The 13,491-nt window shown below is 51.5% G+C and carries 15 protein-coding genes; 3 read left to right on the top strand and 12 right to left on the bottom strand.

Features of this window, described 5'->3' with window-relative positions; translation table 11 throughout:
- Window positions 1-16: 16 nt before the first annotated feature.
- On the top strand, window positions 17-328 hold the full coding sequence (locus tag ACTF5Z_RS00325) for a BolA family protein (protein ID WP_438984041.1): 312 nt from the start codon (window positions 17-19) through the stop codon (window positions 326-328).
- A complete protein-coding gene (gene trhO, locus ACTF5Z_RS00320; protein WP_438984040.1) occupies window positions 325-1,302 on the top strand; it encodes an oxygen-dependent tRNA uridine(34) hydroxylase TrhO in 978 nt (325 codons plus the stop codon). Before ACTF5Z_RS00325 ends, trhO begins: the two co-directional genes overlap by 4 nt.
- Here trhO and ACTF5Z_RS00315 read toward each other — a convergent pair.
- Both ACTF5Z_RS00315 and sthA read right to left on the bottom strand, forming a co-directional pair.
- Window positions 1,294-1,980: a trypsin-like serine peptidase gene (locus ACTF5Z_RS00315; protein WP_438984039.1), complete on the bottom strand. Its 687-nt coding sequence runs from the start codon at window positions 1,978-1,980 to the stop codon at window positions 1,294-1,296. The two genes, trhO and ACTF5Z_RS00315, sit on opposite strands and share 9 nt — an antisense overlap.
- 40 nt (window positions 1,981-2,020) lie before the next feature.
- Window positions 2,021-3,415, bottom strand: coding sequence for a Si-specific NAD(P)(+) transhydrogenase (sthA, locus tag ACTF5Z_RS00310; protein ID WP_423849813.1), 1,395 nt, complete (start codon window positions 3,413-3,415; stop codon window positions 2,021-2,023).
- Between the two features lie 248 nt (window positions 3,416-3,663).
- Between sthA and ACTF5Z_RS00305 the strand changes: the two genes are divergently transcribed.
- Window positions 3,664-4,356, top strand: a complete 693-nt coding sequence (locus ACTF5Z_RS00305) for an OmpW/AlkL family protein (protein ID WP_438984038.1) — start codon at window positions 3,664-3,666, stop codon at window positions 4,354-4,356.
- A gap of 56 nt (window positions 4,357-4,412) precedes the next feature.
- Here the strand turns inward: ACTF5Z_RS00305 and ACTF5Z_RS00300 are convergent, their stop codons facing one another.
- From ACTF5Z_RS00300 to ACTF5Z_RS00255, 10 genes are read right to left on the bottom strand one after another with little or no spacing between them, the layout of a single operon-like run.
- A complete protein-coding gene (locus ACTF5Z_RS00300; protein ID WP_438984037.1) occupies window positions 4,413-5,072 on the bottom strand; it encodes a sulfite exporter TauE/SafE family protein in 660 nt (219 codons plus the stop codon).
- Window positions 5,062-5,229 (bottom strand): cbb3-type cytochrome oxidase assembly protein CcoS, encoded by a 168-nt coding sequence (gene ccoS, locus ACTF5Z_RS00295; protein ID WP_438984036.1) that lies wholly within the window; start codon window positions 5,227-5,229, stop codon window positions 5,062-5,064. Before ccoS ends, ACTF5Z_RS00300 begins: the two co-directional genes overlap by 11 nt.
- Window positions 5,230-5,239: 10 nt before the next feature.
- Complete coding sequence (locus tag ACTF5Z_RS00290; RefSeq protein WP_438984035.1) at window positions 5,240-7,738, bottom strand: heavy metal translocating P-type ATPase; 2,499 nt, start codon at window positions 7,736-7,738, stop codon at window positions 5,240-5,242.
- Entirely contained in the window at window positions 7,707-8,204 is a 498-nt protein-coding gene (locus tag ACTF5Z_RS00285) for a FixH family protein (protein WP_438984034.1), read from the bottom strand. Before ACTF5Z_RS00285 ends, ACTF5Z_RS00290 begins: the two co-directional genes overlap by 32 nt.
- Entirely contained in the window at window positions 8,201-9,610 is a 1,410-nt protein-coding gene (gene ccoG / locus ACTF5Z_RS00280; protein WP_438984033.1) for a cytochrome c oxidase accessory protein CcoG, read from the bottom strand. Before ccoG ends, ACTF5Z_RS00285 begins: the two co-directional genes overlap by 4 nt.
- Window positions 9,611-9,664: 54 nt before the next feature.
- Window positions 9,665-10,552, bottom strand: a complete 888-nt coding sequence (gene ccoP, locus ACTF5Z_RS00275; RefSeq protein ID WP_438984032.1) for a cytochrome-c oxidase, cbb3-type subunit III — start codon at window positions 10,550-10,552, stop codon at window positions 9,665-9,667.
- Window positions 10,545-10,721 carry a cbb3-type cytochrome oxidase subunit 3 gene (locus tag ACTF5Z_RS00270; protein ID WP_423854592.1) on the bottom strand — a complete coding sequence of 59 codons (177 nt, stop codon included), beginning with the start codon at window positions 10,719-10,721 and terminating at the stop codon, window positions 10,545-10,547. Before ACTF5Z_RS00270 ends, ccoP begins: the two co-directional genes overlap by 8 nt.
- Window positions 10,721-11,329: a cytochrome-c oxidase, cbb3-type subunit II gene (ccoO, locus tag ACTF5Z_RS00265; protein ID WP_423854594.1), complete on the bottom strand. Its 609-nt coding sequence runs from the start codon at window positions 11,327-11,329 to the stop codon at window positions 10,721-10,723. Before ccoO ends, ACTF5Z_RS00270 begins: the two co-directional genes overlap by 1 nt.
- Before the next feature lie 10 nt (window positions 11,330-11,339).
- Window positions 11,340-12,776, bottom strand: coding sequence for a cytochrome-c oxidase, cbb3-type subunit I (ccoN, locus tag ACTF5Z_RS00260; RefSeq protein ID WP_438984031.1), 1,437 nt, complete (start codon window positions 12,774-12,776; stop codon window positions 11,340-11,342).
- A 27-nt stretch (window positions 12,777-12,803) separates the two neighbouring features.
- The gene (locus ACTF5Z_RS00255) at window positions 12,804-13,415 is read right to left on the bottom strand and encodes a Yip1 family protein (RefSeq protein ID WP_438984030.1); all 612 of its coding nucleotides are present in this window, start codon (window positions 13,413-13,415) and stop codon (window positions 12,804-12,806) included.
- Window positions 13,416-13,491: the final 76 nt, after the last annotated feature.

The following is a 13,491-nucleotide window of genomic DNA, read 5'->3' as shown; positions in this document are numbered from 1 at the left end:
TCGCAAGGATCTATTAATGACGATAGAGGCTACACTTCGGTCGCGCGTGAGCGACGCGTTCCCGCAAGCGCGGGTGTTATTAGAGAACGAGAGTCATAAACATAACGTGCCTGAGGGTTCCGAGACACATTTTGGCATGACCGTGGTTGCCGAAGAGTTTGAGGCCATGCCCCGTGTAAAAAGGCACCAAGCGGTCTATGGTTTGGTGTCTGACTTGCTTGACGGGCCAGTACACGCTCTAGCCTTACACTTGTACACACCAAAGCAGTGGGGAGAGCGCAACCAGCAAAGTCCAATGTCACCAGAGTGTTTAGGAGGTGGTCGATGACACAAGATCCAAAACGCGAGCAGGCTGACGACATTGTCGTCGCTGCTATGTATCGTTTTGTGAGTTTGCCCAATTATCAGGCCTTACGTGAGCCGATACTGGAAACCTGCCTTAGCTTGGGCATAAAAGGGACCCTACTACTTGCGCATGAGGGTATCAACGGTACGGTGTCTGGTACTCGAGAGAGAATGAGTCAACTGCTGAATTATTTGCGAGCATTACCCGGGCTTGAGGCGCTAGAGCACAAAGAATCTTATTACCAAGAAAAGCCTTTTTATCGAATGAAGGTGAAGCTTAAAAAAGAAATTGTAACCATGGGGGTTGAGGGTATTGATCCCAACGTTGTGGTGGGGCGCTACGTCGAGCCCAAGGATTGGAATGAGCTCATTTCTGATCCCGATGTGGTGCTGGTGGATACTCGCAACGATTACGAATTTGAAATTGGGACGTTCGAGGGGGCACTTGATCCTAAGACTACGACCTTTAGAGAATTTCCTGCGTACGTTGAAAAAAACATGGACCCCGCGAAACATAAAAAAGTCGCGATGTTTTGTACGGGTGGCATTCGATGCGAGAAAGCGACCGCCTATATGCTTGAACAGGGGTTCGACGAGGTTTACCACTTGAAGGGAGGCATTCTTAAGTATCTTGAGGAAGTGCCAGAGACCGAATCCAAATGGCAGGGTGAATGCTTCGTCTTTGACAATCGGGTTTCGGTCAACCATCGCCTCGAAAAAGGACAGTACGATCAATGTCACGGCTGTCGCCACCCGATCACTGAAGAGCAAAAGCTCGATTTTCGCTATCAGAAAGGGGTTTGTTGCCCTCGCTGTTATGATCAGTTAACCGAAGATCAAAAGCTTCGGTTTGCAGAGCGGCAGAAACAAATTGAACTGGCGGCGTTGCGTAAAGAGCAGCATATCGGTGCAGCTCCGCCGGATCGGCAGCGTCACGGCAAGGTGGTGTCAGAGTAGCTTTGCCCCGAAGGCGCCTCTCCAGCGTTGCGGTAGTCTCGCGCTAGGAAAGCTTATCGTAAAAGCTTGGCTGTCGCCCTGTGATATCACCCCGACGATACCTGCCATCGACTGATGGATTTGCACGATTGGACCACCAGAGGCGCCTTTAGAGGTGGTGCATCGTATCCATTCGTTCTCGCCATTTGCCTCACAGGAATCATCAAATGAGAGGTGCTGGCGGCCATTCGGTAAGGCGAGCGCGAACCCCGCAGCGGTTGCGGGCTGGTTTTTGTCGGTTGTCATTAAAGTGAGACCCGCCAGATGTGCTGAATTGGGAGCATCGCTGAGTTTTAGCAAAGCCCAGTCGCTGGAAATGCTGCCGCCGCTATCAACTAAGCGTGCTCTGTAGGCCTTGTGGCGTGATTGAGAGTGCGGAAAGTAAACAGTGAGGTCTCGACTCAAGTCTTGGTAATGTTCAACGCAATGCCAAGCGCTGATCATAAACCTGGACTGTGACGTTTTGGCACTTTTTAGTAAGGTGCCGCTACAGTACTCGATGTAGTGTCGCGCGCGGCCTTGCTCGTATTTGATGGCGGGCACTTCAATGTTGGCGACATTTGCCATCCATTTGGGTGCCTTCGCGTCGAAGCGCTGACGCGGGAATTCTGCCTCGCTTGCAAAACTCAGCTCCACCATTAGTAACGCGCAGAGCAGACCTTTCCAGGGGTGAAACACGCTAGTAGCCTGTGAGTCTATTCAAGCCATTTAAAGCAGCAATGCGATAAGCCTCGGCCATCGTCGGGTAATTAAATGTCGTTTCGACAAAATAGCGGATGGTGTTCGCAGTTTCAGGTTGCTTCATGATCGCTTGGCCGATATGAATAATCTCGGTCGCTTCGGCGCCAAAACAGTGAATGCCTAAAATCCTGAGCGTGCTTGGACAAAACAGTATTTTTAACATTCCTGTACCTTCGCCCGAGATTTGACCTCGGGCTGTGTCTTTGAAAAAGGCACGCCCCACCTCGAAAGGTATTCTATTGTCGGTGAGTTCTCGTTCGGTACGTCCGACCGAGCTGATCTCGGGTATTGTATAAATACCGGTTGGAACATCGTCGACGAAACGAACGTCCTTGTCATTGGAGGAGGCGGCGGCACGACCCTGGTCGTAAGCTGCGCTCGCGAGACTGGGCGAGCCTATAACATCGCCAACGGCATAAATATTCGGCACATCGGTTTGGTAGCGTTGGTTCACTTTGATCTGGCCGCGCCCATCGCTGCTTAAGCCTATGTTCTCTAGCCCCAAATTTTGTGTGTTGCCACTTCTGCCGTTACACCACAGCAGTGCATCACCGCGAATGATTTTTCCAGACTGCAAGTGCAGTGAAATGCCTTCTTGATTGGCTTCTACTCGTTCATAAACCTCGCGATGGCGGACCATAACGCCAGACTCCCGCAGGTGGTAATCGAGAGCGACTGATATTTCATCATCAAGAAACGCCAAGAGATTTTCGAAACTGTTGATAAGTTCGACCTTGATACCTAAGCCGCTGAAAATCGACGCATATTCGCACCCAATCACGCCCGCTCCGTAAATAATCAGCTTACGAGGTGTATGCTCCAGGCTTAAAATGGTGTCGCTATCGTATACTCGAGAATGTTCGAAGGGGACATCGGGCGGGTGATACGGACGGCTACCTGTCGCAATCACGAATTCTTGAGAATGTAATTCTTCGACCGAGCCATCAGCTCTGGTTACCGATAGATGTTGATCGTTGATAAACTTAGCGTGACCCTTGTATACAGCGATATTGTTACGGCCATAGAATTTGCTTCGCATATCGACCTGTTGCTCGACCACCGAAATTGCGTGTTTCAAAACGGTAGGGTAGGGAATTTGCCGACTGTGGCCTATCTCACGGAATAAGGTTCCGTTATTGAAGCGCATTAGCTGCTTCACGGTGTGCCGCAAGGCTTTCGAGGGGATAGTGCCTTTATGCGTACACGCCCCGCCGACTTGAGTATTGACTTCGATGACTGCCACTTTCTTGTGTTGTTTCGCAGCATTTAGTGCTGCCGATTCACCCGCAGGCCCGCTGCCGATCACAACCAGATCAAACCCTGTTTTTGGCATTACTTATACAACTTTGTAGTGAAAGGGTAAGTTTAAACACTCTTTCAATTGCGAACAATGCGCCAAAAGTCGAGTCTTCGTTATCTAATGTCTACCTGACCTTGATGTGCGTCAATAATCGAAACATCGGAGTCTCGTGCATCTTTAGGAGTTTGACCCTGATCAATATCCGAATTCCTCAGCACATTAAGATGATCCCATGGATGAACAAATCGTCCGATATCCGAAGACTTAGAGAAGGAGTGGTTATGAAGAAAAAAGCTTGGATTTCACCTCTGTTGGTAGCCGCCGGTGTGGCGATGGCGGCGGGCAATGTCAATGCTTATGAAGCGGGTGACTGGATTGTCCGTGCAGGTGCCGTGACTGTAGCCCCCGATGAGAAAAGTGACCCAGTGGTTCTTCCCACCGCTCCGGCTACCGTGTTTCCTGGTGTCTCGGTCGATAACGACACCCAGCTATCGCTTATGGGTATCTACATGTTGAGCGATAGTTTAGGTCTTGAGGTGCTGGCGGCCACGCCCTTTAGCCATGATATTCGGCTTAACGGAGCAAATATACCCGCTGGCGACACCAAACACTTGCCGCCAACAGTCAGTTTGCAGTGGTATCCACGTGGCAACAGTCAGGGCTGGCAACCTTATTTAGGTCTAGGTCTTAATTACACGACTTTCTTTAGTGAGGACCCTTCACAAGAATTAACCGATGCCGTTGGTGCTTTGCTGGGTGCAAATCGAGTGGGCTTGCAGCTTGAGGATTCTTTTGGGTTGGCAGCTCAAGCAGGTGTTGATATTCCCCTGAATGATAAGTGGTCCCTGAATTTCGGGATTTGGTGGGTGGATATCGATACAACGGCCAAGGTTAAGACGGATGTGGGTACGGTAAAATTTGACGTCGAATTAGACCCCATGGTCTACAACATCGGTATTGCTTACCGGTTTTAAGTCGCTACGTGGTGTCCCCAACACCACAGCTTCGCCCCGCACTAGCGGGGCTTTTTTTAATGCATGCTGTGACGCAGTAGCATGAACAGATTCAGGATGCCCCAAGCACACAGGGACGCGCCAATAGCCTGTCTTACCCAAAGCTTCTTGAAGAATCGAGAAACCCAGTTGGCCCCAAGGCTAGCCGTGAGCATGGCGGGTAGGGTCCCAAGACCAAAAAATAGCATTAACACAGCAGAATCCATGGCATTTGCGTGCGCAGATGCCCAGGCTAAAGCGCTGTATATGAGTCCGCAGGGTAGAAATCCCCATGCGGCCCCAAGTGCCAACGCCTGTGGTATTCTCTTGGCGGGTAGTAGTGGACGACTAAGGTTTTGTATTGGCCTCCAGATGACCGCGCCCAGGCGCTCGAAATGTTTCAGTCCGAACCACCAATTCGCCGTATACAGGCCCATTGCTATTAACATAAGTGCCGCTATTACACGCAGTCCCATGCGCCAAACGGGTAGATCGAGCATGCTAGCGGCTGCGCCTAAGAAGAAGCCTAGCGCCGCATAACTAGTAATTCGACCCGTTTGGTAGGCTAGGATCAAACTGCGACGATTGCGGGATCCAATGCCGATAGCACTGGCAATGCCCCCGCACATGCCAATGCAATGACCGGCGCCGGCTAGCCCCAACAGACTCGCCGCTACTAGGTTGGCTTCAGTGATCATTGGTGTCCTTGGTGTCAGTGTGGTCGTCTTCAAAAATGATGTTGGCATCACGGTCTAGGTCGTTATATTGTCCGGACTGAATGGCCCACAGCACGAGTTTGAGCGTCACCACGCAGAAGATTAGTGCGATTGGAATGAGAAAGTACAGTGTCGACATAATGACCTACCTAAGCCATAGGGTGATTTTTTAGGCGCAGTGAATTGAAGACGACAATGAGTGAACTGAGCGACATTCCTAGCGCAGCTAGCCACGGTGGGATATGACCTAGGCAAGCGAGAGGGATAGCAACAATATTGTAGCCCAGTGCCCACATCAGATTCTGTTGGATAATTTTTCGTGTTCGTAAGGCGAGACGATGAGCTAGTTTGATCGGTGTTAAATCAGAGTTGGTCACCACAATATCGGCTTTTGCACGGGCCAAGTCGGTGGCTTGAGATACTGCGATTCCCGTATTCGCTTGCGCTAGCACGGCCGCATCGTTGATACCGTCTCCTACCATCAAAACCTTTCGGCCCTGGTGCTGCAAATCATCTAGGTACGCTAATTTTTGCTCTGGACTTAATCCAAAGGCGCAGGCGTCGAAGGGTAAAGCTGTTGCCAAGCTGTGGGCATGGGCACTGGCGTCACCGGTCAACAGCAGTGTGCGAATGCCTGCGTCTCGGTAATACTCTACTAGGGCTTTGGCATCGGGTCGAAGTTTGTCCTGTAAGCCGAACAGAGCCACAATATTGCTGTCAATGCTGAGACCGATCCAATGCAGAGCTTCGGTTGGCCAGGGCGAGGGGAGTTTAGCTTGGGTTAAAAATGCCGCGTTACCTATTTCTAAGCGCTGGCCTTTATGCATGAAGCTAAGTCCTTGCGCCTCACGTTGAGGTCTGCACTCAGAGTCGGATTCTAACAGCGCGCTGATAACACTTTTGAGACTCTCATCGACGTGTTCATAGTCGACTGTGCCGGAAAAAGCGCTCGCAATGGGGTGGGCGCTGTGGGATTGCAAAGCTTGAGCTAAAACGAAGTACTCACTCGCTTTGAGCTTGCCAAAACTGAGCGCCTTGACGCACTCAAATTGGCCGTCGGTCAGTGTTCCTGTCTTGTCAAAGATCACGGTGTCAATGTGGCTGAGTTGCTCAATCGCATTGTCACCGCGGATGATGGCGCCCACTTGACGCAAACTTTGCGCCGCGGTGGTCAGTGCTGCAGGTGTCGCGAGACCGAGGGCACAGGGGCAACTCACGACCAATACCGACAATGCAATCCAAAAGGCGTTGTCGGGCTCATGCTGCCACCAATAATAGGCGGTTGCGCTAGCAATAGTAAGAACCCCGAGTATAAACACTCCAGCAATACGATCGGCTAGTTGGGCAATTTTTGGCTTTTGTGTCTCGGCGTAGCTTATCGCGTTCTCGAGGGCTTTTAGTTTGGTTGAGTCGGGATCTGAGGTGACCTCTAGGTCAATCGATTGTTTGAGATTGAGCGTTCCGGCGAAAACGTGATCGCTTGCTGTAACGGCCCTTGGCACCGATTCGCCCGTGAAGGTACTTTCGTCGATGTCGCTGTCACCGCTCACGACAATTCCGTCGAGGGGTATGGTATCACCGGTAAACACCCGTATTCGATCACCGTATTTAAGATCTCTAATTGAACAGTACTCAAGGGTATTTTCAATTAAGCGATTGGCGACGCGGGGCAGGGTGTCCTGTATTTTCTGGAGGCTAAGGCTGCTAGCGAATCTGCTCCGGTGCTCGAAATAGCGTGCGGTCAGCAGAAAAAAGACAAACATGACGACAGAGTCAAAATACACCTCTCCACTTGCTGTCACAGTGGCATAGATTGACGCCCCCAAGGCAAGGCCTAGAGCGATTGAGATGGGTAGGTCCATGACCACGGCGCCATGTTTCAGATGAGACCATGCGGATCGAAAAAAACCCCCTCCGCTGTACAGCGTAACAAACAGGGCGATAGGTAAACTGACCCAGCGCATCAGTTGTTGATATTCGATCTCCATGCCTTGTATTGCGCCCGCGTGGAGGGCGATAGCGAACATGCCGACTTGCATCATGCCAAGGCCCGCCACGGCGAGACGTTTTAGCATGAGCTTGTTTTCGAGTGCCAGGAGCTTGGTTCTTTCTGAGCTTTGGAAGGGTTGAACACGATACCCCAGTTTGCCAATACTTTGCATGAGTTCGGTTAGGGGTGTGCTCGAATCGACCTCTGCGTTAAGTGTTGATTCGCTCAAGCTTACTCGCGCCGCTTTTACACCGATGGTTCTGAGTGCTTGGCGTTCAACGAGCCAAGAACACGCTGCGCAGGTCATCCCTCCGATTAACAGCTGAACTGTTTGAGTACCTGTTATGCTCGGATCACCCGTTGATGTTCCAAGTTCGCTAAAGTCGTACGAGTCATAGTCAAGGTTCAGCAATTGTTCAGGCGGTGTTTCTGCGTAGTGTGTGCGTTGCGAGTAGAAGTGCGTCATGCCTGATTCCACGATCAGGTCGGCGACCGCTTTGCAACCCGCACAACACATGGGTCGCGCGTGTCCCTCGATAACACAGCTAAAGGTCGAGGATCCATCTACCGGCTCGCCACAGTGAAAGCAGTCGGGGGTACCTGCCTTCACACTTGGCAAGATGATTTCAGGGGGAGTCATTACTGAAAGCTTTCTCATCGATGACTCCAGACACCAGCCAGACCTCGGGCTCGGCGCCAGAAACACTCCAATGCCAAGCGTGCGAAACCTGTGTTGGTAGAGTGGCGAAGAAAACACCATCGGGTCCGGGCAACAAGGTCACGGTAAAGTCCTTGTCGGCTTCCATGGGATGCGCAAGCAAAAGCGTTAGTTCGGAACTTGGCGCGACATTCCTGGTGCTGAGAAAAACTTGTTCACCCGTCAAGCTAAGAGTGATATCGATCCCCAGTCGCTGCGCTGCCTCGCGATGCTCCAAACGTTGATTGATGGCCAGCCCAACTTTGTAGTAGTCGTCTACAACCAAATCATCAGCATGGCGAAACGCGATAGATACCGTGATCAAACTTGCGGTCACCACGCTACCTAAAAGAGCGATGATAAACCAAGGCCAGAACTCTTTATACCAAGGGTTGGCGCTCAGCGTTGACGCTATAGGTTTACTCACAGGGGCCTCATAAATCGCGACTCTATTCGAACCGAAAGGTCAGGATTATCCTCTGCGATCAAGTTAAAGTGAATAGGGCTCGATGCCATGGCCCCCGACTTGGGCGGTGCATTTAGGCGCAGTGACAACGTTAGGTCTCCACCGGCGGACACCAAAGGCTCTTGGTCACCGATAATACGAACATCATCGAGCCCCTCTACCGATAGCGAATAGCGATGTTGTTCGTCCGTCATATTCACAATGTGTAAGGTGTAAATGTTCTCGATTCGACCGTCATGAGTTTGCACGTACAAATCGCCGCGATCACGCATAACCGTGAGTTCCAGCGGTACACGGTTGACGAGGTTGTAGGCGAATACACTGACCATGATGCAGAGCATGGCGGCGTAGCCAATAATGCGAGGGCGGAACCAGTGCTTTTTGCCACCCGCCAATTCGTGCTCGCTGGTGTAGGAGATTAGGTCGCGTGGATATTGCATTTTATCCATTATGGAATTGCAGGCATCGATACACAGGGCGCAACCAATGCATTCGTATTGCAGTCCCTCGCGAATATCAATCCCGGTGGGGCAGACCTGCACACAAAGTTGGCAATCGATGCATTCCCCTAAGCCTAGCTCTTTTGGATCAGCGTCGTGTTTACGAGAGCCTCTCGGTTCCCCTCGCGCGTGATTGTAAGACACGATGAGAGTATCTTTGTCGAACATGACCGATTGGAACCGTGCATAGGGGCACATGTATTTGCAGACTTGTTCTCGCATCCAACCCGCATTGATATAGGTCGCCAGCGTGAAAAACACAGTCCAGGCGGCTTGCCAGAAGCCGGTGCTGAGGGTCGCCAACTCGGGTACCAGTTGTTTTATGGGATAGAAGTAGCCTACGAAGGTCATACCCGTCATGAAAGCGACGAACAGCCACGAGCTATGCTTCATGCCTTTGCGCCAGACTTTTTCGATACTCCAAGGCGCTTTATCAAGTTTGATGCGTTGGTTCCGGCTACCTTCAAAACGCTGCTCTAGATACATGAAAATTGCAGTCCAAACGGTTTGCGGGCAGGTGTAGCCGCACCAAACACGACCCGCGACCACTGTCACAGCGAACAGTGCGTAGGCAGCGATAATGAGCAAAAATGCAAGCAAAGAAAAATCCTGCGGCCAAAAAGTCATGCCTAAGATATGGAACTTGCGCGCCGGTAAGTCGAACAATATCGCTTGGCGTCCGCCCCATTCAAGCCAGGGCAGACCAAAATAACCGATCAACAGGGGCCAGCCCGTGTATAGACGCAAGCGTTGAAAGAAGCCTTCAATTTTGCGCGTGTAAATTTTTTCGCGTTTTTGATAGAGGTCGACTTCAGCGACCTCGGCAGGGACGGCTTCGGCTAAATCAATACGTTGATCGTCGTTCATGGTCTAACAGCTACCTCATGTTAGGTGGGAAGGGTCCAGCGACGGTAGGGGAACTCAGTTCCCCTTTGTGTTGGATTGCCCGTAGACATAGGCGGTAAGAATATGAATTTTATCCTCTGACAGTATGCTGCTTTGTGCCGGCATCATGCCATTGCGGCCAACGCGCAGGGTATGAGCAATATCAGCTTCGCTGCCCCCATAGAGCCAGATGCCGTTGGTCAGGTTGGGCGCTCCGACGAGCTGATTGCCGGTGCCATCGGCTTGGTGGCAGGCAGCACAAAACATGCCGAATTTTTGTTTGCCCGCTTCGGCGAGCGCGGGGTCCGCGGAGCGATTATTCAGCGTTACTAAGTAAGCTGTCACTTCTTTGATGCCCTGATCGCCGAGCACGGGACCCCAGGCGGGCATGGCCGCTTGTCGCCCGTAATTGAGGGTGTGCTTAATGGCTTCGGGTGAACCGCCCCAGAGCCAATCGGTATCGGTCAAATTGGGAAAGCCATAGGCACCGCGCGCGTCTGCACCGTGGCACTGAGCGCAATGGTTACCAAACAGACGTTGCCCCATTTTTTTAACGGCGGGATCAAACGCAATTTCTTCGATAGGTAAGGCGAGGTAGCGGTCGCGCATGGCCCGATACCTTTCTTCGGCTTTAGCGACTTCAGCGTCGTGTTGGCCTTGTTGTGTCCAGCCTAACAATCCTTCCCATTTACCCATGCCCGGATAGGCGACCAAGTAGCCTAAACCCCAAATAATGGTCACGGTGAACATAAAGAACCACCAGGCGGGAAGGGGGTTATCATATTCTTCGATACCGTCATAGACATGACCCGTGGTCTGGTTCTCGGCGTTGTCCTTCTTGCGGTTACCAAACAGTAGCCAAGTGATACCGACGATTGTGATGGTCGTAAGAATGATGATCCAGTTGCTCCAAAAACTAGTCATTGTTGGTCTCCTGTGACTTAGCCACGGCGGTGTGCTCGTCTGCAAACGGTAACGATGCCGCCTCATCAAATTCTTTTTTCCGAGCGCTGCTGTAAGCCCAGACGCACAACCCTAGGAATGAGCACAGCATCAGCACTGTACTTAAACCGCGCAGATCATTGATATCCATTAGCGTTTCTCCGAAAGCACAGTACCCAAGTTCTGGAGGTAAGCAACGACCGCATCGATTTCTTTCTTGCCCTCAACCGAGGCTGAAGCACCATCGATATCCGCTTGTGTGTATGGCACGCCGAGTGCCTGTAATGTTGCGATCTTCTTGGGTGTTACGCTGCTATCGATCGTGTTTTCAAACAGCCATGGGAAAGCTGGCATATTGCTTTCGGGCACGACATCACGAGGGTTCATTAAGTGGGCTCGGTGCCAATCATCGCTGTAGCGGCCGCCAACACGCGCCAGGTCGGGCCCCGTTCTTTTAGAGCCCCACAAAAATGGGCGGTCATAGACAAACTCACCGGCGACCGAGTAGTGACCGTAGCGCTCACTCTCTGCGCGCAGAGCGCGAATCATCTGAGAGTGGCAGGTATTACAGCCCTCACGGATATAGATATCGCGTCCCTCAAGCTGCAGTGCGGTCAAGGGCTTTAAACCGTCAACGGGTTCAGAGACTTGTTTCGAGAAAATCAGTGGTACCAGCTCAACTAGCGTGCCAAAACTGATGGCCACGATGGTCAAGATGATCATCAGGCTCACATTTTTTTCAATGACTTCGTGCTTCATGCTGGTCTCCTTAAGCCGCCGCTGCTTGTGTGTCAGCTACCGTGACTTCGTCATTGCGAATGGTCATGTAGACGTTGTAGGCCATGAGTAGCATGCCTGCGAAAAAGATGAATCCGCCGGCTAGTCGAACCATGTAGCCGGGGTAGCTTGCGACGAGCGACTCGACGAAGGTGTAGGTCAATGTGCCATCTTGGTTGTAGGCCCGCCACATTAAACCTTGCAGTATGCCGTTGACCCACATGGATGCGATATAAAGTACTGTCCCAATGGTGGACATCCAGAAGTGCGTGTTGATCAAATCTGTACTGTACATTTTACTTTTGCCGAAAAGCACGGGGATCAGGTGATACATCGAGCCAATCGATATCATCGCCACCCAACCAAGTGCACCAGAGTGCACGTGCCCAATGGTCCAGTCTGTGTAGTGGCTCAATGAATTTACCGTTTTGATCGACATCATTGGACCTTCAAAGGTCGACATGCCGTAAAACGATAGGCTTACGACTAAGAAGCGTAAGATGGGATCCGAGCGCAATTTATGCCAGGCGCCAGATAGGGTCATGATACCGTTGATCATGCCGCCCCAGCTCGGTGCTAGCAGAATAAGCGACATCACCATTCCTAAGCTTTGGGCCCAGTCTGGCAGTGCTGTGTAATGCAGGTGGTGAGGTCCGGCCCAAATATACACCGCGACCAAAGCCCAAAAGTGCACAATGCTTAAGCGATACGAGTAAACGGGGCGTTCGGCTTGTTTGGGCACGAAGTAGTACATCATGCCCAAGAAACCGGCGGTTAAGAAGAAGCCCACCGCATTGTGACCATACCACCACTGCACCATCGCGTCAGCGGTGCCTGCATACAGGCTGTATCCCATAAAAAAGTTCACCGGCAGCACCGCACTATTCACTATATGCAGCACGGCGACGGTAATGATAAACGCGCCGAAGAACCAGTTAGCCACGTAAATATGGCTGACTTTGCGCTTGGCGATGGTTCCAAAGAATACGATCGCATAAGCCACCCAAACGACGGTAATCAGCACATCAATGGGCCAAATGAGTTCGGCATATTCCTTAGAGGAGGTGTAGCCCAAGGGCAAGCTGATTGCCGCAAGCAAAATGACGAGTTGCCAACCCCAGAAGGTAAATGCCGCAAGTCCGTCTGAGATTAAGCGCGCTTGCGTTGTGCGTTGTACCACGTAATACGACGTGGCGAAGAGTGCCGAACCGCCAAACGCGAAGATCACAGCATTCGTGTGTAAGGGACGTAGACGTCCAAAACTAAACCACGGCTGTTCGAAGCTAAGATCGGGCCAGACGAGCTGCGCCGCAATAATGACGCCGACGAGCATGCCGACAATACCCCACACAACCGTCATGACGGCAAACTGCCGCACAACGTTATAGTTGTAGACGGGGTGCTCAAGTTGTTCGTTTAATTCACTCATGATTTTCTTCCGTAGTCTTGGGCACTGTTAAGCTGAATGATCGGTAAATTCTGGAGCAAAGCCGTACTCCCACGCGATGATGGTGACCACTAAAATTCCAACAAAAATTACCAGTGCAATCGCGATAATGGCACTAGAGAACAAAAAACCACGCTCTTCCGGTATGTTCATAACGATCGGAATGCCGAGGTACAGTAAATACGTTGACCATGACAGCGCGACCACACCGATAAGTAGGTCTAACCACAACAAAGGATGAAAACCGACTAAGCCGGTAACGAACAGTGGTGTGCAGGTGAGGCCAGCAATCACGATGCCGCGAGTGAGTGTGGAATTGGCACCATATGTCGCGGACATCCAGTGGATGAAGTAGCCGATGATAGCAACTGAGCCAACCATGACGAAGTAGAACAGAAACGCAATCTCGGTGGCGCTTGCCTCCGTTAGTCGAATGGCGTCGCCGGATGAGCCCACTGTCCAGCCCACGTGGCTAGTGCCGTAAAACCACGCGACAGCGGGTAATATCGCCATAATAACCGGGAAAAGAGCCAAGGCATTAAAACTTGACCCCTGAAGCTGGGCGACGCGGCGCCAGGCCGTGTGCGGCTGTACCAGCAGGGCTAAGCCATGTTGAATCATGTGTGTTCTCCTTTATGAGTTTGCGCCCCAACACGCAGTGGGTATTTTATAGTGTCCCCAAATCATTACTTTGACT

The organism is Aequoribacter sp. (assembly GCF_965659035.1).
In the GTDB taxonomy this organism is placed as follows: Bacteria; Pseudomonadota; Gammaproteobacteria; order Pseudomonadales; family Halieaceae; genus Aequoribacter.
This window is presented reverse-complemented; position numbering and strand designations above follow the sequence as displayed.

Bases quoted from the DNA above. Each gene is read 5' to 3' on its own strand.
- ccoP (WP_438984032.1), bottom strand. From the start codon at position 10,552: ATGACTAGTTTTTGGAGCAACTGGATCATCATTCTTACGACCATCACA.
- ccoG (WP_438984033.1), bottom strand. From the start codon at position 9,610: ATGAACGACGATCAACGTATTGATTTAGCCGAAGCCGTCCCTGCCGAG.
- ACTF5Z_RS00300 (WP_438984037.1), bottom strand. From the start codon at position 5,072: ATGATCACTGAAGCCAACCTAGTAGCGGCGAGTCTGTTGGGGCTAGCC.
- sthA (WP_423849813.1), bottom strand. From the start codon at position 3,415: ATGCCAAAAACAGGGTTTGATCTGGTTGTGATCGGCAGCGGGCCTGCG.
- ccoO (WP_423854594.1), bottom strand. From the start codon at position 11,329: ATGAAGCACGAAGTCATTGAAAAAAATGTGAGCCTGATGATCATCTTG.
- ccoS (WP_438984036.1), bottom strand. From the start codon at position 5,229: ATGTCGACACTGTACTTTCTCATTCCAATCGCACTAATCTTCTGCGTG.
- ACTF5Z_RS00270 (WP_423854592.1), bottom strand. From the start codon at position 10,721: ATGGATATCAATGATCTGCGCGGTTTAAGTACAGTGCTGATGCTGTGC.
- ACTF5Z_RS00255 (WP_438984030.1), bottom strand. From the start codon at position 13,415: ATGATTCAACATGGCTTAGCCCTGCTGGTACAGCCGCACACGGCCTGG.
- ACTF5Z_RS00305 (WP_438984038.1), top strand. From the start codon at position 3,664: ATGAAGAAAAAAGCTTGGATTTCACCTCTGTTGGTAGCCGCCGGTGTG.
- ccoN (WP_438984031.1), bottom strand. From the start codon at position 12,776: ATGAGTGAATTAAACGAACAACTTGAGCACCCCGTCTACAACTATAAC.
- ACTF5Z_RS00315 (WP_438984039.1), bottom strand. From the start codon at position 1,980: ATGGTGGAGCTGAGTTTTGCAAGCGAGGCAGAATTCCCGCGTCAGCGC.
- ACTF5Z_RS00325 (WP_438984041.1), top strand. From the start codon at position 17: ATGACGATAGAGGCTACACTTCGGTCGCGCGTGAGCGACGCGTTCCCG.
- trhO (WP_438984040.1), top strand. From the start codon at position 325: ATGACACAAGATCCAAAACGCGAGCAGGCTGACGACATTGTCGTCGCT.
- ACTF5Z_RS00290 (WP_438984035.1), bottom strand. From the start codon at position 7,738: ATGAGAAAGCTTTCAGTAATGACTCCCCCTGAAATCATCTTGCCAAGT.